This window comes from Parabacteroides caeci (genome assembly GCF_023656795.1).
Taxonomy (GTDB): domain Bacteria; phylum Bacteroidota; class Bacteroidia; order Bacteroidales; family Tannerellaceae; genus Parabacteroides; species Parabacteroides segnis.
The window spans coordinates 33,002-58,614 of record NZ_JAMOKT010000009.1 but is presented as its reverse complement, the minus strand read 5'-3'; the positions used below and the strand labels follow the sequence as shown (position 1 = coordinate 58,614).

Genomic DNA, 25,613 nt, shown 5'->3' with positions numbered 1-25,613 from the left:
AGAACGCACGGTGCGTCATAGGTAGCGCGCACGATGCGTCCTACGTTGAACGCACCCTATACATCAGGCGGAGCATGCCTTGCACTTCGAACGGAACAGAGCCTGTGTGCCGGGCGAAGGAGGAAGGTGTTACAGTATAGAGTATTTCTTCAACTCCTGACGGAGCATTAACGCCCTGTTTTCCGTTATCTCATTCAGGAGTTTCCAGAAACGGTCGCTGTGGTTCATCTCTACCGTATGGCAAAGTTCGTGAAGCAGGACGTAATCGATCAGATGCCAGGGTAGCAACATGAGCGAAAGGGAGAGATTGATACTTTTACGCGTGCTGCAACTTCCCCAACAGGTCTTGCTGTTCATGATCCGTACGCCCGTGAAGGTAAATTTATACCGGTCTGCCAACGTCTTCAGACGGTCCGGCAACAGACGTTTTGCCTCATGCCGCAATGCCTTCTCCAGAAAACCTTTCAATATGAGCTGAACCTCGTCCGATTCGAACCGGGTTTCCAGCGGGCAGGCGATATGTAGGATACTGTTATCCAATTTCATATAAAAATTGGCACGTTCCGTCCGGAAAATATGTAGCAGGAAAGTAGTTGTTTCCAATCTGGCAGTTTCATTCAGCAACGGACGTGCCGGATGCTTTTTCAGAGCGTTCAGAAGTTTTTGCCGGTTCTCTTCAATAAAGGACAACATTCTCCCCTCATCACCCCCGACCGGCATAGTGGCGGTGATCATTCCCTTTGATATTTTCAGCGTATAACGGGTAGCTCGCGGGGCAGTACGGAGAAGGATGGTTCCCAGATCGTTGTCGTATATCTTCTTTTCCATATCTACCTGCAAAAGAAATACTTTAAAGGCAAATAATATTACATCAGAAATGCTTATCTTTGCGCCCGGTATTAGATATTTAATAAGTATAAACAATATAAACAAGGCAATCATGAGCAAGAAAGCACTTTTACTAATCTGCGATGGCTGGGGAATCGGCGACCGTGGTAAAGATGATGTAATCTACAACACTCCCACTCCTTACTGGGACGAACTGTTGAAAACATACCCAAACTCTCAGTTGCAGGCTTCCGGCGAAAACGTTGGTTTACCTGACGGACAGATGGGTAACTCGGAAGTTGGCCACCTTAATATCGGTGCCGGCCGCATCGTTTACCAGGATCTGGTGAAGATCAATATCGCATGCCGCCAGAACACAATCCTCGATAACCCGGAGATCAAACGTGCTTACAGCTACGCCAAAGAAAACGGCAAACAGATCCATTTCATGGGACTGGTTTCCGACGGTGGTGTACACAGCTCATTGGAACACCTGTTCAAACTGGCCGACATCGCCAAAGAATACGGAATCGACAAAGCATATGTTCATTGCTTTATGGACGGTCGCGACACGGACCCGAGAAGTGGTAAAGGCTTTATCGAACAGCTGGAAAACCACCTGCAAACAACAGGCGGAAAGATCGCTTCCATCATCGGCCGTTACTATGCAATGGACCGTGACAAACGTTGGGAACGCGTAAAAGAGGCTTACGACCTGATCGTGAACGGCACGGGTAAACCTTACGAAGATATGGTTCAAGCAATGGAAGAGTCATACGCAGAAGGTGTAACAGACGAATTTATCAAACCGATCGTACACGTAGAAAACGGTAAGCCGGTAGCGACTATCGAAGAAGGAGACGTTGTGATCTTCTTCAACTACCGTAACGACCGTGCCAAAGAACTGACAATCGTCCTGACTCAGCAGGATATGCCGGAAGCCGGAATGAAGACTATTCCGAACTTGCAGTATTTCTGTATGACTCCGTACGATGCAAGTTTCAAAGGTGTTCATATCCTGTTCGACAAAGACAATGTAGAAAATACACTGGGCGAATTCCTGGCATCAGTCGGCAAAACACAGCTGCACATCGCTGAAACAGAAAAATATGCACACGTTACTTTCTTCTTCAACGGCGGACGCGAAACTCCGTTCGAAGGTGAAGACCGTATCTTGGTTCCGTCTCCGAAAGTGGCCACTTACGACCTGAAACCGGAAATGAGTGCTTTCGAAGTAAAGGACAAACTGGTTGAAGCCATCTACACAAAGAAATATGACTATATCGTTTGTAACTATGCGAATGGCGACATGGTAGGCCACACCGGTATCTATTCTGCCATCGAAAAAGCTGTTGTTACTATCGACGCTTGCCTGAACGACACAGTCGAAGCAGCCAAAGCTAATGGTTACGAAGTAATCATCATTGCCGACCACGGTAATGCCGACCATGCTTTGAACGAAGACGACACACCCAACACTGCTCACTCTTTGAATCCTGTTCCATTCGTTTATGTAACAGAAAACAAAGACGCTAAAGTAGAAGACGGTATCCTGGCAGACGTTGCTCCTTCAATCCTTCATATCATGGGTCTGAAGCAACCGAAAGAAATGACAGGAAAATCATTGATCAAATAAGTATTGTAACCAATAGTAACTTTTCCCCTCTTGAGAGGGGGCAGAGGGTGTGTAAACTTTAACAACAAACCCTCATGTCCTCCCTGAAGAGGGGTATTTATTACCTCTCCCTGATAACAAAATGATCCAAATAGACGACACTCTGGTCAGCCTGGACCTGATCGAGGCAAATTTCATCTGCGACCTTGCCCAGTGCAAAGGTATCTGCTGTGTGGAAGGTGATTCCGGTGCCCCGCTGGAGAAAAGCGAGATTGCCAAACTGGAGAAAGCGCTTCCGGTCGTATGGAACGACCTGTCACCCGAAGCCCAAGCAATTATCAACAAACAAGGCGTAGCCTATATCGACTGCGAAGGTGATATCGTCACCTCCATCGTTAACAACAAAGATTGTGTATTTACCTGTTATGACAGCGACGGTACTTGTAAATGTGCTATCGAGAAAGCCTATCGTGAAGGGAAACTGTCCTTTTACAAGCCGGTATCCTGCCATCTCTATCCTGTCCGTGTAACCCAATACAAAGATTTCCGGGCTGTCAACTACGACCGCTGGAAAATATGTAAAGCGGCAGAAATATTAGGACAAAAAGAGAAACTACCCTTATATAAGTTCCTAAAAGAACCGCTTATCCGCAAGTTCGGCGAGAAATGGTATGAAAGCCTGGTCGAAGTAGCTGAGGAGTGGAGAAAACAAAAGGAACAGGAAAAATTGGGTTAGTGCCAATAATAGATGTGCCTGTTTATGGAACACGGATAACGTGTCTTCTGTCAGACTATAATAGTATAAAGACTGTTTTTGACGTCCTCATAAATATTCACGAGGGCGTCAAAAACATTTATGAGGCCCTCGTGAACAGAAATCATCCCTAGGTTATTCCGCTTTTCTTATCAGGTCAGCCGTCTGGCCTTCCTCTTTCAGATAAGTTTCTATATGACGCTTTTTCTTGTCTTCCAGGATCTCATTGATCGCAATCAGGATACCGGTCTCTTCCACATCCCCAAATTCATGGTTGATGGCCGTCCCGAACACGCGCATCTTCGGTGAAAGGCTCATATAGGCATTCACCAGCGGCGGCACATTGATACCGAATTTACGTACTTCCTGATTCAACACCTTATAATTGTCCTTGAAGTTATCATAACGGAACAACTCCTTCATCTTCTCGATATCCGTATCTGTCTCTAACGGATATACCGGAATCACCAGTTTATCCGCATCCGGAAAGTGCATCCCCAGAAAATAAAGAATCATATTACGTGCTTCCGTATTATACGTATTATACATCGTCACCTTCCCGAAATAATATTGCAAACTCGGATCGACTACCGATAAGGCTCCCAATCCATCCCACAAATTATCCAACACAAACAATCCTTTTGCGCCGGCACGTGTAGACTGATATTCCAGGGTAACGAAAGAACGGCCCAACTCGACCGTATAAGGAAGGAACTCTTTATTAAACTTTTCCGAAAAATTGAACAGATGCGAAGTAGCCAGCATCGGCTTCCCGTTCTCATCGAACTTGACATCCGAACCGCACAAGAAACGATAACCACCCAGGATCTGCTCATCTTCCGGACTCCAGACAATCAACTGCCGATAAGCGTCCTCCATCGTATCGAACTCGTCGATATCTACCGGGAACCCCGTTCCCCCACCATAGTAACGAAATGCGATTTCCCGCAGACGCCCGATCTCCTGCATCACGTGGGGAGCGTCGTGGGCTGTAACAATATATATTTCATTGTTTGACTTATTCGTGCTGCGAAGTTTCTTTTCTTTCGTCAACTCCGACTTCAGAAGAGCACGATCAATCGGCTTAATAATGTCTTGCATATATTATAGAGTCTATGTTTTCCTGAGATTATAAGCAAGCCCCTTCACCCACTCAGCCCATTCGGCCGGCTTCTTGCTGCTATCGAAAGTCTGCCACGGGACAGGCTTGCCAAAATGGATACGGAACGTTTTATGCTTAGACCGGAACATCTCATCCGGCAAATAAATCATTTCATAGTTCATCTTTATACCCAACCTCTTGCGCAGATTTGCCAACCGGTAGAAGAAATTAGAGTTTCTTCCTTCGAAATATACCGGAACGACATCCCGCTGATGTTCGACTGCCTTCTGGATAAACGATTTCTTCCAGTCGGTATCCTGTATCTGTCCGTTTATCTTACGCGAACAAAGTCCTGCGGGGAACGTCACGATCTGATTTTCGGAAGCATAAGCCTCGTCGATCAGCCGGGCATTGTTTTTACCCTGCGCACCATGTTTGTTGATAGGGACAAAGATGGACCTTAGATTTGACAAGTAGAGAAGCAGGTCATTGACCAGATAACGGATCTTTCCGTCATAATGCTGTCCGATCACTGCCGAGAGACAGATACCGTCAAGCCCTCCCAACGGATGGTTGGAAGCAAAAATATAGCGGCCTTCCGCCGGGATGTTCTCTTCGTTCACCAGTTCCAGGGTCAGGTCAAAATAACCGATCAGTTCCTGCATAAAATCAACCCCATCCTTATCATGATAACGGGTTAGGATATCATTCAGTTCGTCCTGATGAATGGTACGGATCAGATAATTGACAATAAAACCGGGTATTTTACCGACCACGGAGGGCGCTTTCTGTTGTAATACCTGTTTTACATCAATTTGTGTAATACCTTCTTGTGCCATCTTGCATAACTCTTGTCAGCAGCAAAGATATAGCTAATAATTAAATTTGAATGCATTCGGCAAAAGTTTTTAAGAAGTTTCAAGTACTTAGGCCATATGTTCTTTACTGCCGGATAAAATAAAAGGGTATCTGTATCCGTTATACATTATATTATCTATCCCGTATGCATGAATATGGAGATGCGAATTCTTCCATCTAAATTCATATTTTTTGCATAAGTTGAAACAAAATAATCAATAATTATGTTTTTATAAACAGGAATGAAGATGCAGATATATACACAGATAGATGTTAATGAGCATAAACGGTTGTTTTAAAAGCCAATAAGAAGAAAACGGGATCACCAGATAAACTATTTTTAATATAAACAGCCCGCTATTTTTACCTTTTTTGTGTAAATATTAAACTAAAATGAGCGTTATTTGTTCTGTTAAAAAGAGAAAGTATTTAGAATGAGGAAATCTACGATTTGGTTACTCGCAGTTGTGATGGCATTTGCTTTTGCTGGTTTGCTTTTCCTACAGGTTAAGTACGTGAGCATCATACTCAAAAAAAGCAGCGAGCAATTCAATGAAACAGTCAAAAGAAGCCTGCACCAGGTCTCAAAAAACCTGGAGTTGGATGAAACGCAGAGATATCTGGAAGAAGATCTTAAGCGTGACGAGAGTTATTATCTGCAAAATAACCAGGATCCCCAAGAGATTGCTCAGACAATCACCCAGCAGAAATTACAAATAAAGGACGCCAACGGTAATATACTGCAAATAGATCAGCTACACAGTTTCAGTCAGAAATTCGAACCGCTGTCATCGCTGGACAAAAAACAAACGTCCAATAATATTATCAGTACTTCCCAGGATCTGCAAAAAACACTTATGCGCCGTCTTAAATATCAGAATGCTTTGATGCAGGAAGTTTTGGTGAATATATTAAATACGGCAAACCTTAAACCGATTCAGGAGCGTGTCGATTTTAAGAAGTTGAACAATTACTTAAAATCAGAATTTATTAACAATGGTTTGAACCTGCCGTTCATATTTTTTGTTATAAACAAAGACGGGAAAACCGTGTACCAGAGTGGGGAAATAAAGAAGGAACCTATTGCGTCTGATATAATTACGTACGTATTGTTCCCGAACGATCCTCCCTCAAAGCTGAATTATCTGAAAGTATACTTCCCTACAAAAGGTGACTATATTTCAAGTTCTGTAACATTTATTGTACCGTCTGTTCTTTTCTCGCTGATACTGTTGGTAACATTTATCTTTACCATATATATTGTATTCCGCCAGAAGAGACTGTCAGAAATGAAGAACGACTTTATCAACAATATGACGCACGAGCTGAAAACTCCGGTTTCCACAATCTCGCTGGCGGCACAGATGCTGAAAGACTCGGATATAACGAAAAGCCCCGATGTATTCAAACATATATCAGGCGTGATAAATGATGAAACGAAGCGATTAGGCTTCCTGGTTGAAAAAGTGCTTCAGATGTCGTTGTTCGAACGGCAGAAAGCAGCATTCAAACTGAAAGAAGTAGATGCAAACGACCTGGTGATCAGCGTAGCGAACACCTTCGTCCTGAAAGTAGAAAAGTATGATGGCTCACTCGACATTGACTTGCAGGCAACCGATTCGTCCATCTATGTAGATGAAATGCATATCACCAATGTATTGTTTAACCTGATGGACAACGCAGTGAAATACCGCCGTCCAGAAGTGCCGCTTACATTGATGGTAAGAACCTGGAACGACAACAACGGAAAGTTGCTGATCTCCGTTGAAGACAATGGTATAGGAATCAAGAAAGAATACCTTAAGAAAGTATTCGACCGCTTCTTCCGCGTACCGACAGGGAATGTACACGACGTAAAAGGTTTCGGTTTGGGACTGGCTTACGTCCGTAAGATTATCGAGGACCATAAAGGTACGATCCGTGCTGAAATGGGCCCCGGAAATGTAGGAACAAAATTTATTATTACTTTACCTCTTATAAAAAGTTAGTTATGGAAGAAAAACTGAAAATCTTCTTTTGTGAAGACGACGAAAACCTGGGTATGCTATTAAGAGAATACTTACAGGCAAAAGGTTATGTAACAGATCTTTTCTCTGACGGAGAAGCTGGTTACAAAGGTTTCACCAAAGGCAAATATGATCTTTGCGTATTAGACGTGATGATGCCGAAAAAAGACGGTTTCACTCTTGCACAGGAGATCCGTTCTATAAATCCTGATATTCCAATTATTTTCCTTACAGCAAAGACGATGAAGGAAGACATTCTGGAAGGATTCAAGATCGGTGCAGACGACTATCTGACAAAACCGTTCAGCATGGAAGAACTCTTGCTTCGTATCGAAGCAATCCTTCGCCGTGTGAAAGGCAAGAAGATGAAAGACATTCCTTTCTACAAGCTGGGTAATTTCTTATTCGATACGCAGAAACAAACGCTGGCTATCGGTGACAAAGTGACTAAGCTGACTACTAAAGAATGCGAACTGCTGAGCCTGTTATGCGCTCATGCGAATGAAATTCTGGAACGTAATTATGCACTGAAAACTATTTGGGTAGACGATAACTACTTCAACGCCCGTAGTATGGATGTGTATATCACTAAACTTCGTAAACTGTTGAAAGATGATCCCGGAATCGAAATCATCAACATCCACGGTAAGGGTTACAAACTGATCACTCCTTCAGGAGAAGAACAGGCCCGCGAAGAAGGTATCCAGATACTTTAATGAACATATCCCGGAGAAATACTAGCCAAAAGCTAGCTCTTCGGAAGATAAAATAAGAAAGGCATTGCTGCTCGAAAAAGTTGGCAATGCCTTTTTTATGTTGATTGAATACTTGCTCCGGAAGCAACAGTCTGAGTTAATACTCTACTGTTTTATTTTTATTTTTCCACCAAAGGAATACCACCAGAGTTATAGCGGTGATAATACAACCGATAGTTTGTGAAACAGTAACATCCATTCCCAGACCTTCGGGGGCGACAAAGATATAAGTCGAACAAACGGCTGTCATAAACAGGGCCGGGATCAGGGTGACGATGTACAGTTTTTTGGAACGCGTCAGGAAGACTGTCAGTGCCCAAAGGGTAAATACGGCCAACGTCTGGTTTGTCCAGGCAAAATAACGCCAGATCATATCGAAGCCGTCCTTATCTTTCAGGCTATAGAGCAATATACCGATCGCCACAATAAACAAAGGTATACAAATCACCAGACGGCTTACCATGCTTTTCTGTTCCTTATGCAGGAAGTCGGCTACAATCAAACGAGCCGAACGGAATGCCGTATCACCGGAAGTGATCGGAGCGGCAATAACTCCCAGGACAGCCAGGATACCTCCGACCGTACCCAGCCATTCTTTAGTGATACTATCTACAATTACAGCAGCATTACTTTCTCCCATTCCGTTATTATGATAGAAATAAGTTGCGGCAGCCGCCCAGATCAGGGCAACAATACCTTCCGTAATCATCGCGCCAAAGAAGACGGGACGTCCCATCTTTTCGCTCTTGATACAACGGGCCATCAACGGACTTTGTGTCGCATGGAACCCGGAAATAGCTCCGCAAGCAATACTTACAAACATTATCGGGAAAATAGGTAGATTCTCCGGATGCTTATTGGCTAACCCGTCCGTCAACTCAGGCAGGGGCGGATGGTTCACAAACAACATCACCAGAATGCCGACTGCCATAAACAGCAGAGCTGCGGCAAACAACGGGTAAATTTTTCCGATGATTTTATCAACCGGTAACAATGTAGCCAGGATATAATAGATAAATACCACGAATATCCAGAATGTAGCATCAAGATACTCCGGTGTCAGTTTCGCCAGCAAACCGGCCGGACCGGCTACAAAAACGGCACCGACCAATATCATCAGGACCACAGTGAAGCCGCGCATGAATTGCTTGAAGTTATTTCCAAGATAACGCCCGATAATCTCCGGGAGGCTTTCCCCGTTATGACGTAATGAAAGCATTCCCGCCAGGTAGTCATGGACAGCTCCGGCAAAGATCGTCCCCAAGACAATCCACAGGAAAGAAGCCGTACCGAACTTTGCGCCCATAATAGCACCGAAGATCGGACCAAGGCCGGCAATGTTCAGAAACTGAATCATAAAAACTTTCCAGGAAGACATCGGAATATAATCGACTCCGTCCTGATGGGTGTAAGCTGGGGTTGTACGGGAAGGGTCCACCCCGAAGATACGTTCTATAAAAGAACCGTAAATAAAATAGCCGGCAATAAGAGTTGCCAGGCAGCAGATAAAGGTTATCATTATAAAGAGTTATTAGAATGTTGGTCTATTCAGAAAAGGATATTTATCGATACACAAACGGGATATCCTGATGGTTTAGTTAGTATAAGATATGAGTGTTGATTTAAAAACTGTTTGTAATCGATTCCCCTCTCAAGAGGGGAATCAGTTACTCCCGTCACTATAAACTGATAACTCACATTTTCTATATCAGCTATTCAGCAAACGTTTTACCGTTTCAGAGATAGCACGTCCTTCCGCTTTACCGGCAAGGGCTTTAGAAGCTACGCCCATAACCTTACCCATGTCTTTCGGGCCTGCGGCACCCACCTGGGCAATAATGGCCTTCACCTCAACTTCCAGTTCTTCGGCTGTCATTTGCTTCGGAAGGTAAGTTTCAAGCACTTTTACCTGCGCCAGTTCGGCTTCAGCCAGATCGGCGCGACCTTGCTGAGTATAAATTTCAGCTGAGTCTTTGCCCTGTTTTACCAGCTTCTGAATAATCTTCAACGCATCGGCATCCGTCAGGGTATCGTTGGCTCCCGGAGCTGTCTTAGCTTCCAGGAAAAACTTCTTTACATTTCTCAATGTTTCGAGGGCAACTTTGTCTTTTGCCTTCATTGCGTTTTTAATGTCTTCACTGACTTTTTCAAACAAATCCATATCTAATTTCTTTTTTAAGAATTATCGGAAACTTATCACCTGCTTACCGCCCGTATCGGGTTTCTTCCCTTCGCTACGCGGCGCCGAAGGAGTCGTTGTCGCAGAAGATGAAACCGGGATCTCGCCGCCCATCACTTTGGAACGGGCACGGGCAATCACTTTCGGGTCACGGTTATAAGTAGGATTATCTTCGATCAGGGCGATCAGGGCATCGTCGTCCAGTTCATCCTGATTCAACACGACCGCTTTTGCACGGGCGGCCACACGGCGCATACGCTGGCCGGAAGCTCCGTAATATTTGTCGATCAGGTCTTTTTCGGCACGTTCCTTGTTCAAGCGTTCTTCTTCCAGACGCAGCTCCTCTTCGGTCATGCGGCCTTGCTCGATCTGACGCTTTTCGGCGATCTGAGGAATGTCTTCCATACCGAAACCGGTGGCAAGGATAGTCATTTTAACCTTTGTCCCCAACGTATTGTCGATTGCCGTACCCCAAATCACTTCGATGTCGCGTCCGAAGCGTGACATGAAATCGTGTACGTCATTCATTTCTTCCATACGCAGCTCAGCCTCTTCGCCAAACGATACGTTGAACAATATCTTTTTAGCATTGAACACGTCGTTGTTGTTCAGCAGCGGAGAGTTCAGAGCATCTTCTATTGCCTGACGCACACGACCTTCCCCTTCACCGAAACCGTTACTCATAAGAGCTACGCCACCGTCTTTCATAGTAGTATTGACATCGGCAAAGTCGAGATTGATAATACCCGGAAGAGTGATGATCTCGGCAATGCTCTTAGCGGCAATCGTCAAGGTATCATCGGCTTTTCCGAAAGCATTCGTCATGGTCAGGTCGGAATATATTTCACGAAGACGTTCGTTGTTGATCACCAGCAGAGCATCTACGTTCTTACTGATCTCTTCCACCCCGTTCAACGCCTGAATGATTTTGCGTTCACCTTCAAAGACGAAGGGGATTGTAACGATACCGACCGTCAGTATTCCCATATCCTTGGCAAAACGAGCGATTACCGGAGCGGCTCCCGTTCCCGTACCACCACCCATACCGGCAGTGATAAAGACCATCTTGGTACCGTCGCTCAGCATCTTGCGGATATCTTCCATACTTTCCTCGGCAGCCATCATGGCACGTTCGGGTTTGTTTCCGGCTCCCAGTCCCTGGGTGATATTACGCCCCAGCGGTACTTTGACCGGCACATCCGAGCGGTTCAGCGCCTGGTTGTCGGTGTTACACAGAACGAATGTAACATCATGTATACCTTCTTTGTACATGTGGGTAACAGCGTTACCACCACCGCCTCCAACACCAATTACTTTGATGATCTTAGGAGTATCTGTCGGATAATTGAAACTTAATATTGTGTCGTCCATTGTCTTCCGGTTTTATTACATTCGCTGTTGTTACTTTATATCGTCTTCGTCATCAAAGAGACTTTTACCAAACGTATCTATTCCCTTAGTCAGGCGTCCGAACAATCCGGGGCCTTTCTTCTTTTCCGGTTTCTTCTTAGGAGGCTCGGGAGCTTTCTTTGGTCCATCTTCAATCGGTTCCTCAATCTTCTTCTCCGGTATAGGATCTACCTTGGGCGGTATATAAAGGGCACAGTTTATTGTTCCTCTTGCCAGCAAACCGACAGCAACGGCATATTCGGGATTGTTGGCAATCATTTCCCCGCTTTCCACGATACCCTTACGCACGGCAGAATAACGCACGTCCATCTTCAAACGTTCGCGAATCACCTCCGGCAAGTTCTTCAGGGCGGCACCGCCACCGGTGATGATGATCCCCGCACCGAGCGAGTTCATCAGGCCGGTTGCTTCAAGGCGGGCATATACATTTTCGAGAATCTCCTTCATACGCGCCTCGATTACATTATTGAGGTCAGCGAGTTTGATCTCGCGCAATCCCATGCCATCAGCAGAACTTACCTGAATGCTCAGGTCGTTGTCTTTCTCCATCAAGGCACTGCCATAGGTCAGCTTTACGCGTTCTGCTTCGGCTTCAACCAGATGGAGACTGGTGATATCGCGGGTAATCAAATGGCCTCCGAAAGGAATGACGGAGAGGTTCACCAGCTGTCCGGCTTTATAGACCGTCAGCGTAGTCACTCCGGCACCGAAACCGATCAGGGCACAGCCCAGGTCCTTTTCATTGTCAGTCAGCACCACATCGGCCAAAGCCAGCGGCGAAACGACAATGTCGGCAATTTCTATTCTGGCACGGTCGGCAATACTGTTGATTACATAACGTTTCAACGAAGGCCGTCCGACAATCAGCTTATAGCGAGCTTCAATCCGGGTACAGGGAATGCCAACCGGATTAGGTTCAGGTTTATCGTCTAAAAAATAGGTAGGAGAAACGGCAGCCAGCACATCCAGCATATCCGGATGATAATTGCAGCATTCCTCATACAGGCCGCTGATGACCTCTTCCGTCACCACCCCGTCGGTACCCAATATCCGGGGAACGGTATGGTCGATAGAGCGCAACGACTGCCCGCCGATGCCGACATAAACCTTTCCGATGCGGGCACCGCCAAGTTTATTTTCCAGCTTCAGGATGAGTCGTTTAATCTTATTTGCTGTTTCTTCCACATTATATACACATCCTCTTCGTATACAGGTAGCGGAGTTCTCAACTTCGTAGGCAATAATCGAGAGGGCCCCCGTCGGGCTCTTCGTTCCTACCATACCGACCATGTGAGAAGAGCCAAGGTCGATGGCTGCTATAAAGTCTGTGTATGCCATATCATCTATCTTTTAGTACAAACAATCTGATCTTTGTATTTTAAATTTATTATACTGTATTTCTCCCAACCGACTTTCGGTATGACCTTGTCATAGAAGAGCCGGAGATTATCCAGCTTTTCCTGGAAATCGTCGAAAGTACCCAGTACAATACGGTGGTTCCCCACCCGGGGAATCAGTTCCACTTCGTTGTCAGGATGAACATAAATCTGTTCTATCTGATTATTCCAGAACTCATTCTCCTGCAAAAATAATGCAAATTTGTATAAGTCGGTTACCGCCAGCTCTTTTTCGACATATCCACTTACCAAAGGGACATCGGCGACGTAACGGAAACTGACCGGCATCGTAGTGCCGAGGTTATCCACGTAAAAGTTTCCCCGGGAGCTAATCACACGCAAGATAGGTATTTTTTGCTCAACTTCAAGCTTTACGATCCCCGAAGGTGTCTTATAGGCTTCGATACGGGCAATCATTTCGTTTTTTTTGAGTTCGGTTTCTATCCTGTCGGTGTTGATTGCATCCATAGGCTTCTTGATCGGGTTCAGATCAGCCTTTTTAAGGATCGTCACCAGATCGCTTTCGCTTACAAAATGTTTGTCGAGACTGTCTTTCACCACAACCTGAAGGTCCTGGCATACCTTATCCTGCCTCATTTCACGGAAGAAGAAGGATACAAACACGATGTAACAAAACAACAGTGTAGCGACTACTATGGAAACTATACGAATCACAATTTCTTATCCAATATTTGTTTAACAGGTTCGATCAGCCGGTCTATGTCGCCGGCTCCAACCATCAATACAACCTCAAACGTATTTGCCTCCTTCTCCACCAGGTCGAGCAGTTCGCTTTTACGAATCAACTTCTTGGCTGAGATGGTGACAGCATCGAATATGATTTCCGAAGTCACCCCCAGAATAGGCTCTTCACGTGCAGGATAAATATCCAGCAGGATCAGTTCGTCCAACAACGACAGGCTGGCGGCAAAGTCGGGAGCAAAGTCGCGTGTCCGGGTATACAGATGTGGCTGGAAGATACCCGTTACCTTGCGCCCGGCATAAAGTTCCTTCACAGATTGGATACTGGCAGCCAGTTCAGCCGGATGATGGGCATAATCGTCGATCAGGACGATAGCATCTTTCTTCAGATGGAAGTCGAAACGGCGTTTCGGACCAGCAAAGGAAGCCATGCCTTTTCTTATTTCTTCCGGAGTCACGCCGTTCAGCCAGGCAAGGGCAATAGCGGCAACCCCATTCTCTATATTTACTTTAACAGGAACACCCAGCTGAATGTCGGCAATACGGATATCCGGGCCAACGAAGTCGAAGTGGATCTCACCGTTTCCGATACGGATGTTTTCAGCATAAAAATCAGCTTCTTCTGCTCCGGTATAAGTATAGAGTTTCACACCCTCTTTCAGCCGGGGCGTCACGTTGATACCTTTCTTCATGAGCAGGCAACCGTCGGGACGGATCAGCGAGGTGAAATGTTCGAAACTTTCACGATAGGCTTCTGCCGTGCCGTAGATATCCAGATGGTCCGGGTCGGCGGCAGTGATGACAGCCATATAGGGTGTCAGCCAGTGAAAAGAGCGGTCGAACTCGTCTGCCTCGATCACGGTCAGGTCACTTTTATCGGACAACATCAGGTTACTGTCATAGTTCTTCAGGATACCTCCCAGGAAAGCATTACAACCGACATGTGATTGTTTCAGCAGGTGGGCAAGCATGGAAGAGGTCGTTGTCTTACCATGTGTTCCGGCAATGCAAAGTCCACGCGAACAATTGGTGATTTCGCCTAAGACACGGGCGCGTTTCATGATCTCGAAACCGTTCTGACGAAACCAGGCCAGCTCCGTATGCGTCTCGGGAACGGCGGGCGTATAGACAACCAAAGTCTTAGCCGGGTCCTTAAAAGCATCCGGTATCAAGGAGATATTATCTTCGTAATGAATAACGGCACCTTCACGGTTCAACTGTGCGGTCAGGTCGGACGGAGTCTTATCATATCCGGCTACTTGTTTTCCTTTTGAAAGGAAGTAACGGATCAGGGCACTCATCCCGATTCCTCCGGCTCCGACAAAATAAACGGCCGTTATCGTATTTATATTCATATTACCTTATATATTATGTATAGTGACTGGCTTTAACACCCCCCCTGCCCCCTCTCAAGAGGGGAAAGGGTACTCCCGTCGCTATAAATGTTCATCTATTTTTATCTATAATCTTTACTATCTCGTCAACAATACGGTCGGCACTCTGATGCTGGGCCAGTTGCTCTATATCACGACTCAACAAAGCCAGTTGCCCATCGTCGTGTACCACTTCAAGCGCCCTGGTTACCAGTTGCTGTTCAGCATCTTTATCTGAAACCATGATCGCTGCATCTTTGTTTACCAAAGCCATGGCATTCTTCGTCTGATGATCTTCCGCCACGTTGGGGGAAGGAACCAGGATGACAGGTTTCTTCAACAAGCAAAGTTCAGAAATAGAACTTGCTCCGGCACGGGAGATGATCAGGTCGGCAGCCGAATAGGCATAATCCATACGGGTGATAAAGTCGGAGCACCAGATGGGCATGCCGCGATAGGCTTTCAAATGCTTGGTGGCTTCGCTGTAATAATAACGCCCCGTCTGCCAAATCACCTGCACGTCGGAAGCGAACAATTTATCCAGGTCACCTTGTATGCTGCGATTGATCGTGCGGGCTCCCAAGCTACCGCCGACTACCAATATCGTTTTCTTTTCCGGAGAAAGACCAAAGAAAGCCAGCGCTTCCTCTTTCCTGTCGGTCGCTTCTTCCAGGTCCTTGCGGACAGGGTTTCCGGTAATCACAATCTTGTCGGCTGGAAAGAACTTCTCCATACCGTCGTAGGCGACACATATCTTCGAGGTCTTCTTTGCCAGCAACTTATTGGTTACTCCGGCATAAGAGTTTTGCTCCTGTATCAGGGTCGGAATGCCCAGCGAAGCCGCCATCCACAATGTCGGGCCGCTGGCATAGCCGCCCACTCCCACTGCAATGTCCGGACGAAACTCGCGGATCGTCTTCTTCGCCAGTCCGAGGCTTTTACGCAGACGGTTGAGCACTTTTATATTATTGAGCAGGTGGGCACGGTCGAAACCGCTCACCGGCAAACCTACTATTTCATAGCCGGCGGCCGGAACCTTTTCCATTTCCATCCGGTCTTCCGCACCTACAAATAAGATTTCCGCATCAGGAAAACGTTTCCTGAAAGTATTGGCAATAGAGATAGCCGGAAAGATATGTCCTCCGGTTCCGCCACCACTTATTATTATACGGTACTGTTCCTTCATTCTCTTGATTTTGTCTCTGTTACTACTTCTTCTGTCTCAGGCTGTGTGTCGGGCACCCAGTTGGAGATTTCTTCCTCCGTGATGGCTGGGGCAGCACCGGCGCCTTCGGTTTCATCTTCTTCCGGAAGTTCATCTTCCTCATTACCCATATTGGCTCCGAAACGGCTTACACTCAGGATGATCCCGAAATAAATACAGGATATCACCGTCGAAGTACCACCGCGGCTGACCAACGGCATCGGCTGGCCGGTTACCGGTATCAGGTTGACGGCCACCGCCATATTGGCAAGCGCCTGCACGACGACCAACAGGCCGCACCCGAGCACCAGGTATTTGGGAAAGGCTTTCTCGCACTTTCGCGCAATCATCCCGACTCGCACCAATAACATGATATAAAGCATCAGCACGAATACACCGCCTACCACACCCAATTCTTCAATAATGATCGCATAAATAAAGTCGGAATAGGCCTGAGGAAGAAAATCCCTCTGCTGACCATGACCGGGCAACTGTCCGAACACCCCTCCGCGTGCAATCGCGATCTTTGCATGAGAGACCTGGTAATTATCGTCGGTAATCTTATATACTCCGTTCTCGTCGGTATCCGATTCATGCCCGTCAAAGAAACGCTCCAAACGTCCCTGCCAGGTGCTGAAACGGTCCGGCAAATATTGGGTCACCCCAGCCGGCGTAAACCGCAGCAAGACAACGAAGAGGATAAGTGCCAATATCAGGACACCCGCCAGCTTCCCCAACTTCATCAATGGCAACTGGCCGATGAACATCATCAGGAAACAGACACCGAACAGCATAAACGCCGTCGAGAAGTTTTCCGGAAGAATCAACACACAGGTCACCCCCACCCCGATCAGTATGTATTTGAATATCTGGTCGTCGGTAAACCGGCTCCGCTTACTGAGCAGGAAGGCGATAAACACAATGGAGGCCAGCTTGGCAAACTCCGAAGGCTGGAACTGTATGCCGAATATCTCCAGCCAGCGGTGTGCATCGTTAGCATTGATCCCGACAAAGGGCGTGACAAGCAACATCAGCACCGAGACGGGCAGCAACAATATAAACGCCGGAAAGAACCGGCACGGGACATTGTGCAACAGCAAAACCAACACAAACCCGCCCAGCAGGAAAGTGGCATGACGAACGATCGGCGCCCAATGATTTGCGTTCTTGTAGGCAATCGTACTCGTGGCACTGAACACCTCAACAACCGAAATCAGGCACAGGAACATGAAGATGATCCATATCACCCGGTCGCCCTTAAATAATTTACTTGCCAGATCCATTCTATACTTGTCTTTTATTCAAATTAAAACTACGGCAATCTCCGGATTCCCGATATTTATATTTCCGATGACCGGAAGAGCACTGTTCCGACCATCAGAAGAGTGTTGTTCCACCCATCGGAAATTAAAGACTGCGCACGCAGGCCTTGAACTGGTCGCCGCGGTCTTCGTAACTCTTGAAGAGGTCGAAGCTGGCGCAACACGGGGATAACAAGACCGTATCTCCCTTTTCTGCCATTTTATACGCTTTGTTTACCGCTTCTTCCATCGAGCGGGCATCTTCTATCTGCGCTACTTTCCCATCGAAAAAGGCATGTAGCTTGGCATTGTCGACCCCCAGGAAGATCAAGGCACGTACTTTCTGTTTCACAAGTTCTTCAATCTCGGAGTAGTCGTTCCCCTTGTCTGTCCCGCCCAGTATCAGTACCAGCTTGGTAGTCATACTTTGCAAGGCATACCAGCAAGAGTTTACGTTTGTTGCTTTCGAATCGTTGATATAATCTACTCCGCGTACACGGGCAACCTTTTCCAGGCGGTGTTCCACCCCGGTAAAGTCACTCAGTGAAGCCCGTATATTCTCATTGTGGATATCGACCACCTTGGAGGCGATACCCGAAGCCAACGAATTGTACAGGTTATGTGTACCCGTTAATGCTAATAAGTCCTGATCCATTGTAAATGTTCCGTTTGAGGTTTCAATTACTATTTGCTTATTATCCGTATATCCCTTCACGCCGTCTTCATGTGTTTCGGCGAATGGGTAAAGAGTAGCCGCAGGATGGCGCTTGGCAATCTCGCGGGCAATGATCGGGTCGTCGTTCCAGAAAATAAATGCATCTTCAGACGTCTGGTTCTGAATGATGCGGAACTTGGCGTCCACATAATTCTGCATCTCGTAATTATAACGGTCCAGATGATCGGGCGTTATATTCAGCAAGATAGCTATATCCGCTTTGAAGTCGTACATGTTATCCAACTGGAAACTGCTCAGTTCGATGACATAGACCGCATGCGGTTCTTCTGCGACCTGTAAGGCCAGGCTGTTACCGACGTTTCCTGCCAACCCGACGTCCAGTCCGGCTTCTTTCAGGATGTGGTAGGTCAGCATGGTAGTCGTTGTTTTCCCATTGCTACCGGTGATACAGACCATTTTCGAGTCGGTGTATCGTCCGGCAAATTCGATCTCGGAGATAATATGCGTCCCCTGCGCTTTCAGCTTTTGGATGATCGGAGCCTTGTCGGGTATTCCCGGGCTCTTGATGATCTCGTCGGCATTCAGAATGTCGGCTTCGGTATGCTGTCCCTCTTCCCAACGGATTCCGTGGGTGTCCAGCATCTCCTTATACTTGGGTTTGATAGACGAAAAGTCGGAAACGAACACGTCAAATCCTTTCGCTTTCGCCAACACGGCAGCACCTGCACCGCTTTCTCCTCCCCCTAATACAACAATTCTTTCCACGTTTATATATATTTATTATCTCATCTTCAATGTGACGATCGTAATAACCGCCAGAATAATACCGATCAACCAGAAGCGCACCACGATCTTCGATTCGGGCACTACATTGAACGGTTTTTGTATCAACGCCTGTATGCCTGCATTCCCTGCTTTCTGGAAATGATGATGTAATGGCGTCATTTTAAATATGCGACGACCTTCGCCATACTTCTTCTTTGTATATTTAAAATAAGCAACCTGTGCCATCACCGAAATACTTTCAGCAAGAAAAATACCACAAAGAATCGGGATAAGCAACTCTTTACGGATAATTATGGCAAACACTGCTATAATACCTCCCAGCGTCAAACTACCCGTGTCGCCCATAAATACCTGTGCCGGATATGAATTATACCACAGGAAACCGACTGTCGCCCCGATAAAGGCAGCAGCAAAGACCACCAGTTCTTCCGCCCCCGGAATAAACATGATATTCAAGAAGGAAGCAAACTCGAAGTGAGACGACATATAAGCCAATATCCCCAGAGCAACCCCAATAATCGCTGAACTTCCGGCAGCCAGTCCGTCCAACCCGTCGGTCAGGTTCGCCCCGTTTGAAACGGCTGTCACCACAAAGATAGTCATCAGCACGAATACCAGCCACGCTGCTTCTTCCTTATAATCGCCCGCCCAGCTGACCAGTTGGGCATAATCAAAGTTATTGTTCTTCAGGAACGGGATCGTTGTCTTGGTCGACTTGGTTTCCACCGTATGATAATGTACTTCTTCAATCACATTATCATGACGCACCTCCATATTTTCTTTAATTACGACATCCGGACTCATAAACAACACCAGTCCGACAATCAACCCCAGACCGATCTGTCCGACAATCTTGAACTTGCCGTGCATCCCTTCCTTATTCTTGCGGAAGACTTTGATATAATCGTCAGCAAAACCGAGAGCACCCAGCCAGACGGTTGTCACCATCATCAGGATTACGTAAATATTGTTCAGCTTGGCGCAAAGCAATGTCGGGATCAAAATGGCAATGATAATAATGATACCTCCCATTGTCGGCGTACCTTTCTTACTCATCTGCCCTTCCAGTCCGAGGTTACGCACAGTTTCACCGATCTGCAATAACTGCAAACGATCGATGATCCGGCGGCCGATCGCTGTCGAGATGAACAAAGAGAGGATCAACGCCAGTCCGGAACGGAATGATACATACTTAAACATCCCCGCCCCAGGGAGATCCAGCTGATCCAGATAATTAAAAAGATAATACAACATAAAAAACTTCGTTTTCAGTTGACAGTTGACAAGTGACAGTTGACAGTTATTTGTGATGAACATTTAACTGTCAACTATCATCTGTCAACTGTCAACTATTAAATATATTTCTTATTACTTCGCGGTCGTCAAAATGATGTTTCACACCTTTTACTTCCTGATAATCTTCGTGTCCCTTGCCGGCAACAAGGATCACATCGCCTTTCTTCGCCAGCATGGCTGCCGTTTTGATGGCTTGCATACGGTCGGTGATACAGAGCGTACGTTCCATATCCGCCTTGCTTAGTCCGGCCACCATATCGTTGATGATATCGTCCGGTTCCTCAAAACGGGGGTTATCGGAAGTCAGGATGACCTGGTCGCTCAGCTTGGCGGCTTCCTTTGCCATCAACGGGCGTTTGCCTTTGTCACGGTTTCCTCCGGCACCCACTACGGTGATGATGCGGCCTCTGCCATTCAGCACCTCATCGATACCGTTCAACACATTCGTCAAGGCATCCGGTGTATGGGCATAGTCGACAATTGCCGTATAACCCTTCGGAGACTGTATCGTTTCAAAACGACCAGAAACCGAATGAAGCGTGCTTAACACAATCAGCGTCTCTTCCGGATCTTTGCCCAAAGAAACGGCAGTCCCGTAAACAGCCAGCAGGTTGTAGGCATTGAATCGGCCTACGAAATGAACAACCACCTCACGGCCGTTAATAATCATCTCAGTTCCTTCAAAGTGCGATTCAAGAATCTTTCCTTTGAAGTCTGCCAACGTACGCAACGAATAAGTCAGCTTCTTTGCTGCCGTATTCTGAAGCATTACCAAGCCTGATTTATCGTCGGCATTCGTCAAAGCGAAAGCGTTGGCAGGCAGGTCATCGAAGAATTTCTTCTTGGCTTTCAGATAATTCTCTACTGTTTTATGATAATCCAGATGGTCGCGTGTCAGGTTGGTAAAAATACCACCGTCGAACGAGAGACCACTGATACGCTTCTGGTCGATCGAATGGGAACTGACTTCCATAAAAGCATATTCGCATCCGGCTTCCACCATCCGTGCCATCAGGCTATGAAGGGTGATCGGGTCAGGTGTCGTATGATCAGTCGGAATCGCTTCGCCATCAATGTAATTGCATACAGTTGAAAGCAGGCCAACCTTATGTCCCATCTTACGGAACATTTCATATAATAAGGTAGCGATAGTCGTCTTACCGTTCGTTCCGGTAACGCCCACCAGCGTCAATTTATCCGAAGGATTGTCATACCAGGTCGAAACCAACTTACCCAATGCATCTGCCGAATCCTTCACCCGGATGAAAATGACATTTCTCCCGGAAGGATTTCCATTTTCTTCCGAAAGGGATGGAATTTCCTCGCAGACTACCGCTACGGCACCTTTGGCAATGGCCCCGTCGATATAAGCGTGACCGTCGACTGCCGTGCCTCTTACCGCCACGAACAAAAAGCCGTCTTCCACCTTACGGGAATCAGACTGGATACCTGCGATTTTTACATCATCTGTTCCAACGACTTCCAGTACATCCAACGTATGAATCAATTTCTTCAGTTCCATATTCTATCTGTTTACGGAGAGGTCCGGAAACCTCTCCTTTCTATTATTTTAATGTTAATCGTATTGTTTGTCCTTTGGCTATCCGTGTACCTGCTCCCATCGACTGGGAGGAAACACGTCCCATTCCATCCAATACAACCCTCAACCCGGCACTTTCGAGCAGGAAAACCGCATCTCTAGCGCCCATTCCGATCACATTCGGCACCAGGCCCTCACGGATTGTCAGATCACGCAGATGAAGTTCTTCTTCGCCTTCTTCACGCTTTGCGACAACCCACTTCGTCTCCAGACTGTCTGTATTTACATTGACATCGAGTTTATCCAATACATTTTCCAGTGCCTCCAGATTCCCGTTCTTTGCAGCCGGCAATATCACAGCCAATGAATCACGTTCCATATCACGCACATCAAACGACATATGGCTGGCATATACTTTCTCCGCAATGGCTTTTACCACGCCCCCGGACATCGTTCCACCGGACGGATAACCGATACGCGGACGACGGATAACGACAATGCAGGAATATTTCGGCTCATCGGCCGGGAAATATCCGCAAAAAGCAACCTGGTGCCCGCTTGTACGGTAAACACCGCCCGAAGCAATCTGCGCCGTACCTGTCTTTCCGGCTATACGGATGATATCCGAATGAACGGCTTTACCGGTTCCTTTCTCTACTACGCCCAGCAACATATCTTTGATAATCGCCAGTGTGTTATCCGAGCAGATGGAAGATTTCAACACCTCTGTCGAGAAACTCTGCACCGTCTTTCCGTTGTGCATGATCTCTTTGGTGAACATCGGGCGCACCATCTTTCCGCCGTTTGCAATGGCATTGAAGAATGTCAGCGTATAGATAGGCGGTATCTGCGTTTCATAACCGAAAGACATCCAGGGCAATGTTGTCTTCGACCAGTACAAGGTGGTATCGTTCGGCATACGTATCTTGGCACGTCCGGCTCCCGGGATTTCCAGGTTCAGCGGAATAGTCAGCCCCAGCTTATACAATCCTTCCACATATTTAGTCGGGTTCTTTTCGTATCCTTTCAGAATAATCTTCGCCACACCGATATTCGAAGAATACCAGATAGCCTGCTCCGCCGAGATACGACCGTAACCGCCTTTATTCATATTATGGTCGGTCATACGGGCACCTTTATACATATAAATACCTTTACCCACATCTACCGTATCGCTTGGCTGGCAGATTCCGTCTTCCAATGCTACCATCATAGAGGCGACTTTGAAGGTCGAACCCGGCTCTATCTCATCCGCTACTGCATGGTTCTTGGTTTCGGCATAAGCACCTTCACGGATACGGCCCATATTGGTGATCGCTTTCACCTCTCCTGTCGCCACTTCCATGACAACGGCTGTTCCGGATTCTGCGTCGATCTTCTTCAACATATCGACCAATGACTTCTCGGTTATATCCTGGATATTGATATCGATCGTAGTACGAATATCCATACCATCGACCGGTTCTATCTCAACAACATTCGTCCATCCGCCACCAACACGACGAACCGAACTCACTCCGGGTTCTCCCCGAAGCAAAGAGTCGTACTGCAACTCCAACCCGTTCTTTCCCTTGGTCACCCCTCCGGCTTCAATCTCACCGTAAATATCTCCGATAGTACGGGATGCCAGTGTCCCAAAGGGTTTCTGGCGCTGCACCATTTCTTTTGTATAGAATCCGCTCTTATAACGACTCAAACGGAGAAACGGGAATTTCTTCATCTCTTTCAGGTCGATATAAGAAGCACGCCCCTCATAAACGGGATACTGACGGCTTTTGCTATTCAGTCCGCGAAGTAGATGCGCCTTATAACCGGCCGGCGTACGGTTCTTAAATTTACGTGACAGATAAACGGAAAGCGAATCCACCCCGTTCACCTTCGAATTCCGGAACGTATCGACAGAAAATCCGTCGGCACGGAAGTCAATATAGGTATAATAACGAGGCACACTTGTAGCCATCAACTTTCCATCAGAAGAATAGATGTTTCCACGTCCGGGTAATATCAGACGGTTCGGGCGTTTCTGGCTTTCGGCCACCTTCTCCCATTTCTCCTTCTCCACAAAAGCTGTATCAAACGTGCGAAGCAATATGCCCACTGCTATAAGCCCCAATAATAGCACGACAAGAAAGTAACAGAATAATATACGGTTACTTTTCGGGGCGATTTCTATTGGTTCATTCTCTTCTGCCATATTTATTTGTATAATTCATACGGCGGAGTTTTGGCTCCTTCCAGTTCAATACCTTGTTCTTCAATCAATAATTCTACTTGCGACTGGCGGCTGTTGCCCGTCAGTTCCGATGAAATAGACAATGCCTCAAAACGAATGTCGCGCAAACGTTGTTGCAGGCGGTCGATCTCCCTTAGTTTCTGCATGCAGGTGTAGCGGTTGCCGATGAAGAAAAATATCATTATCACAACAAGCACAATCATTCTTGTGTGTTTAACGATAAAATCCTCGTTCAGGATACCACCGCCCAGCACATACAAAAGAGAAAGACGTTTCTCTTTTTTCTTTGACTTTTTACGTTGTTGTTTTTCCTCCATAACTCCCTTTTTTAGTTGACAAGTGACAGTTGACAGATATTTGTCGCAAACAAAACTGTCAACTGTCATCTGCAACTTGTCATCTTTTCTCCGCTATTCTTAATTTGGCACTTCTCGACCGGGGATTTCTTTCAATCTCCTCGTCGGAAGGCACAATTACTTTATTATTTACCATACGAAATGGCGTTTGTACGTTTCCGAAAAAGTCTTGTTCACTTTTTCCTTCAAAATTTCCTGTTTTCAGGAAGTTCTTTACCAACCTGTCTTCCAGAGAGTGGTAAGTGATTACAACCAAACGTCCGCCGGGCTTTAAGACCTGGAGGGTTTGTTGCAGCATTTCTTTCAGGGCACGCATTTCGTCGTTCACTTCGATACGAAGGGCCTGGAATGCCTGTGCCAGGAACTTTTTCTCTTTGTCTTTTCCGGTAAAGGGTTTAACCAGTTCCAGAAAGTCTCCGATTGTTTCTATCTTTTTGTTTTCACGTGTCCGAACAATCAATAAGGCCAACCTGCGGGCAACTTTCAGTTCACCGTAAAGGTAAAAAACATCGGCCAATGCTTCTTCCGTATAGTTGTTTACGATATCGGCAGCCGTCTGGCCGGCACGGGTGTTCATACGCATATCCAACGCTCCGTCGAAACGGAAAGAGAAACCACGGTCTTTATCATCGAAATGATGAGAGGAAACGCCCAGGTCGGCCAATAGCCCGTCCACTTCGCCGTCTACGCCGTGATAACGCATAAAATTATACAAATAACGGAAATTACTACGAACAAACACAAAACGGGAGTCGTCAGGAATATTATGTTCGGCGTCGGCATCCTGATCAAATCCGTAAAGTTCGCCTTCGCTATCCATCCGTTTCAGGATTTCGCGTGAATGTCCGCCACCTCCGAAGGTCACATCCACGTAGATACCCCCTTCTTGAATATTCAGGCCTTTCACGCTTTCATCGAGCATCACCGGTACATGATAGCTAGTCTCTTTCTCTTCCATTTTCTGTTTTACACGTTAAACTTTCCCTTAAACAAAAGTACCCTACTTCGTTGGCAACGGGCACTTTACTATATTTGTGGGTAAAATTAAACATTTATCAAATTACCTTCCAAGAAATATATGAGAAAAGTACAAAAAAGTTATCAACAGGTAAGGGAGACCTACTTTTCTCTTGATAGAAAAGTAGGCAAAAGATCAAGGCTGCACCCAAACAATAGTGTGGTTCTGCAATGGAACAAACAGGGAGATAAATACAATTTCCTCCCAAGAAGCCGGAGTTTCCT

21 protein-coding genes are annotated in these 25,613 nt (G+C 46.4%); 4 read left to right on the top strand and 17 right to left on the bottom strand.

Annotated elements, in window-relative coordinates; translation table 11 throughout:
* Positions 1-129: 129 nt before the first annotated feature.
* Positions 130-828, bottom strand: coding sequence for a M48 family metallopeptidase (locus tag NBH15_RS06535; RefSeq protein WP_128132975.1), 699 nt, complete (start codon positions 826-828; stop codon positions 130-132).
* A gap of 112 nt (positions 829-940) precedes the next feature.
* On the opposite strand from NBH15_RS06535, the gene gpmI reads away from it, so the two are divergent.
* Both gpmI and NBH15_RS06525 read left to right on the top strand, forming a co-directional pair.
* Positions 941-2,464 (top strand): 2,3-bisphosphoglycerate-independent phosphoglycerate mutase, encoded by a 1,524-nt coding sequence (gene gpmI, locus NBH15_RS06530; protein ID WP_128132976.1) that lies wholly within the window; start codon positions 941-943, stop codon positions 2,462-2,464.
* A gap of 121 nt (positions 2,465-2,585) precedes the next feature.
* Positions 2,586-3,179 (top strand): DUF3109 family protein, encoded by a 594-nt coding sequence (locus tag NBH15_RS06525; RefSeq protein ID WP_128132977.1) that lies wholly within the window; start codon positions 2,586-2,588, stop codon positions 3,177-3,179.
* A gap of 153 nt (positions 3,180-3,332) precedes the next feature.
* Here NBH15_RS06525 and glsB read toward each other — a convergent pair whose 3' ends face one another.
* The gene (glsB, locus tag NBH15_RS06520) at positions 3,333-4,298 is read right to left on the bottom strand and encodes a glycine N(alpha)-acyltransferase GlsB (protein ID WP_128132978.1); all 966 of its coding nucleotides are present in this window, start codon (positions 4,296-4,298) and stop codon (positions 3,333-3,335) included.
* Between the two features lie 12 nt (positions 4,299-4,310).
* Positions 4,311-5,138 (bottom strand): lyso-glycine lipid O-acyltransferase GlsA, encoded by an 828-nt coding sequence (gene glsA / locus NBH15_RS06515; protein WP_250822234.1) that lies wholly within the window; start codon positions 5,136-5,138, stop codon positions 4,311-4,313.
* A gap of 453 nt (positions 5,139-5,591) precedes the next feature.
* On the opposite strand from glsA, the gene NBH15_RS06510 reads away from it, so the two are divergent.
* Together NBH15_RS06510 and rprY are read left to right on the top strand one after the other, a co-directional pair.
* Complete coding sequence (locus NBH15_RS06510) at positions 5,592-7,145, top strand: sensor histidine kinase (protein ID WP_009859905.1); 1,554 nt, start codon at positions 5,592-5,594, stop codon at positions 7,143-7,145.
* 2 nt (positions 7,146-7,147) lie between these two features.
* The gene (gene rprY, locus NBH15_RS06505) at positions 7,148-7,879 is read left to right on the top strand and encodes a response regulator transcription factor RprY (protein ID WP_244050621.1); all 732 of its coding nucleotides are present in this window, start codon (positions 7,148-7,150) and stop codon (positions 7,877-7,879) included.
* Between the two features lie 136 nt (positions 7,880-8,015).
* Here rprY and NBH15_RS06500 read toward each other — a convergent pair whose 3' ends face one another.
* The 14 genes from NBH15_RS06500 to rsmH form a co-directional block, all read right to left on the bottom strand.
* Positions 8,016-9,437 (bottom strand): carbon starvation CstA family protein, encoded by a 1,422-nt coding sequence (locus NBH15_RS06500; protein ID WP_244050620.1) that lies wholly within the window; start codon positions 9,435-9,437, stop codon positions 8,016-8,018.
* Between the two features lie 189 nt (positions 9,438-9,626).
* A complete protein-coding gene (locus tag NBH15_RS06495; protein WP_009859907.1) occupies positions 9,627-10,079 on the bottom strand; it encodes a GatB/YqeY domain-containing protein in 453 nt (150 codons plus the stop codon).
* A 21-nt stretch (positions 10,080-10,100) separates the two neighbouring features.
* Positions 10,101-11,468: a cell division protein FtsZ gene (ftsZ, locus tag NBH15_RS06490; protein WP_244050618.1), complete on the bottom strand. Its 1,368-nt coding sequence runs from the start codon at positions 11,466-11,468 to the stop codon at positions 10,101-10,103.
* Positions 11,469-11,498: 30 nt separating this feature from the next.
* Complete coding sequence (gene ftsA, locus NBH15_RS06485; protein ID WP_244050617.1) at positions 11,499-12,845, bottom strand: cell division protein FtsA; 1,347 nt, start codon at positions 12,843-12,845, stop codon at positions 11,499-11,501.
* 5 nt (positions 12,846-12,850) lie between these two features.
* A complete protein-coding gene (locus tag NBH15_RS06480) occupies positions 12,851-13,579 on the bottom strand; it encodes a cell division protein FtsQ/DivIB (protein ID WP_186960626.1) in 729 nt (242 codons plus the stop codon).
* Positions 13,576-14,961 carry a UDP-N-acetylmuramate--L-alanine ligase gene (gene murC, locus NBH15_RS06475; RefSeq protein ID WP_244050616.1) on the bottom strand — a complete coding sequence of 462 codons (1,386 nt, stop codon included), beginning with the start codon at positions 14,959-14,961 and terminating at the stop codon, positions 13,576-13,578. The genes NBH15_RS06480 and murC overlap by 4 nt, the downstream gene beginning before the upstream one ends.
* A 91-nt stretch (positions 14,962-15,052) precedes the next feature.
* The gene (murG, locus tag NBH15_RS06470) at positions 15,053-16,165 is read right to left on the bottom strand and encodes an undecaprenyldiphospho-muramoylpentapeptide beta-N-acetylglucosaminyltransferase (RefSeq protein ID WP_250822233.1); all 1,113 of its coding nucleotides are present in this window, start codon (positions 16,163-16,165) and stop codon (positions 15,053-15,055) included.
* Positions 16,162-17,466: an FtsW/RodA/SpoVE family cell cycle protein gene (locus tag NBH15_RS06465; protein WP_046146136.1), complete on the bottom strand. Its 1,305-nt coding sequence runs from the start codon at positions 17,464-17,466 to the stop codon at positions 16,162-16,164. Before NBH15_RS06465 ends, murG begins: the two co-directional genes overlap by 4 nt.
* 124 nt (positions 17,467-17,590) lie before the next feature.
* The gene (gene murD / locus NBH15_RS06460) at positions 17,591-18,925 is read right to left on the bottom strand and encodes a UDP-N-acetylmuramoyl-L-alanine--D-glutamate ligase (RefSeq protein ID WP_244050614.1); all 1,335 of its coding nucleotides are present in this window, start codon (positions 18,923-18,925) and stop codon (positions 17,591-17,593) included.
* A gap of 15 nt (positions 18,926-18,940) precedes the next feature.
* Positions 18,941-20,200 carry a phospho-N-acetylmuramoyl-pentapeptide-transferase gene (gene mraY / locus NBH15_RS06455; protein WP_044215089.1) on the bottom strand — a complete coding sequence of 420 codons (1,260 nt, stop codon included), beginning with the start codon at positions 20,198-20,200 and terminating at the stop codon, positions 18,941-18,943.
* A gap of 91 nt (positions 20,201-20,291) precedes the next feature.
* Positions 20,292-21,764, bottom strand: coding sequence for a UDP-N-acetylmuramoyl-L-alanyl-D-glutamate--2,6-diaminopimelate ligase (locus NBH15_RS06450; RefSeq protein ID WP_244050613.1), 1,473 nt, complete (start codon positions 21,762-21,764; stop codon positions 20,292-20,294).
* A gap of 43 nt (positions 21,765-21,807) precedes the next feature.
* Positions 21,808-23,976: a PASTA domain-containing penicillin-binding protein gene (locus NBH15_RS06445; protein WP_244050612.1), complete on the bottom strand. Its 2,169-nt coding sequence runs from the start codon at positions 23,974-23,976 to the stop codon at positions 21,808-21,810.
* Between the two features lie 2 nt (positions 23,977-23,978).
* Positions 23,979-24,332, bottom strand: a complete 354-nt coding sequence (locus tag NBH15_RS06440) for an FtsL-like putative cell division protein (protein WP_009859918.1) — start codon at positions 24,330-24,332, stop codon at positions 23,979-23,981.
* A gap of 79 nt (positions 24,333-24,411) precedes the next feature.
* On the bottom strand, positions 24,412-25,329 hold the full coding sequence (gene rsmH, locus NBH15_RS06435; protein ID WP_244050611.1) for a 16S rRNA (cytosine(1402)-N(4))-methyltransferase RsmH: 918 nt from the start codon (positions 25,327-25,329) through the stop codon (positions 24,412-24,414).
* Between the last annotated feature and the right edge of the window lie 284 nt (positions 25,330-25,613).

Excerpts from the sequence above, each read along its gene's own strand:
- NBH15_RS06535 (WP_128132975.1), bottom strand. The coding sequence starts at position 828 with ATGGAAAAGAAGATATACGACAACGATCTGGGAACCATCCTTCTCCGT.
- gpmI (WP_128132976.1), top strand. The coding sequence starts at position 941 with ATGAGCAAGAAAGCACTTTTACTAATCTGCGATGGCTGGGGAATCGGC.
- NBH15_RS06525 (WP_128132977.1), top strand. The coding sequence starts at position 2,586 with ATGATCCAAATAGACGACACTCTGGTCAGCCTGGACCTGATCGAGGCA.
- glsB (WP_128132978.1), bottom strand. The coding sequence starts at position 4,298 with ATGCAAGACATTATTAAGCCGATTGATCGTGCTCTTCTGAAGTCGGAG.
- glsA (WP_250822234.1), bottom strand. The coding sequence starts at position 5,138 with ATGGCACAAGAAGGTATTACACAAATTGATGTAAAACAGGTATTACAA.
- NBH15_RS06510 (WP_009859905.1), top strand. The coding sequence starts at position 5,592 with ATGAGGAAATCTACGATTTGGTTACTCGCAGTTGTGATGGCATTTGCT.
- rprY (WP_244050621.1), top strand. The coding sequence starts at position 7,148 with ATGGAAGAAAAACTGAAAATCTTCTTTTGTGAAGACGACGAAAACCTG.
- NBH15_RS06500 (WP_244050620.1), bottom strand. The coding sequence starts at position 9,437 with ATGATAACCTTTATCTGCTGCCTGGCAACTCTTATTGCCGGCTATTTT.
- NBH15_RS06495 (WP_009859907.1), bottom strand. The coding sequence starts at position 10,079 with ATGGATTTGTTTGAAAAAGTCAGTGAAGACATTAAAAACGCAATGAAG.
- ftsZ (WP_244050618.1), bottom strand. The coding sequence starts at position 11,468 with ATGGACGACACAATATTAAGTTTCAATTATCCGACAGATACTCCTAAG.
- ftsA (WP_244050617.1), bottom strand. The coding sequence starts at position 12,845 with ATGGCATACACAGACTTTATAGCAGCCATCGACCTTGGCTCTTCTCAC.
- murC (WP_244050616.1), bottom strand. The coding sequence starts at position 14,961 with ATGAATATAAATACGATAACGGCCGTTTATTTTGTCGGAGCCGGAGGA.
- murG (WP_250822233.1), bottom strand. The coding sequence starts at position 16,165 with ATGAAGGAACAGTACCGTATAATAATAAGTGGTGGCGGAACCGGAGGA.
- NBH15_RS06465 (WP_046146136.1), bottom strand. The coding sequence starts at position 17,466 with ATGGATCTGGCAAGTAAATTATTTAAGGGCGACCGGGTGATATGGATC.
- mraY (WP_044215089.1), bottom strand. The coding sequence starts at position 20,200 with ATGTTGTATTATCTTTTTAATTATCTGGATCAGCTGGATCTCCCTGGG.
- NBH15_RS06450 (WP_244050613.1), bottom strand. The coding sequence starts at position 21,764 with ATGGAACTGAAGAAATTGATTCATACGTTGGATGTACTGGAAGTCGTT.
- NBH15_RS06445 (WP_244050612.1), bottom strand. The coding sequence starts at position 23,976 with ATGGCAGAAGAGAATGAACCAATAGAAATCGCCCCGAAAAGTAACCGT.
- NBH15_RS06440 (WP_009859918.1), bottom strand. The coding sequence starts at position 24,332 with ATGGAGGAAAAACAACAACGTAAAAAGTCAAAGAAAAAAGAGAAACGT.
- rsmH (WP_244050611.1), bottom strand. The coding sequence starts at position 25,329 with ATGGAAGAGAAAGAGACTAGCTATCATGTACCGGTGATGCTCGATGAA.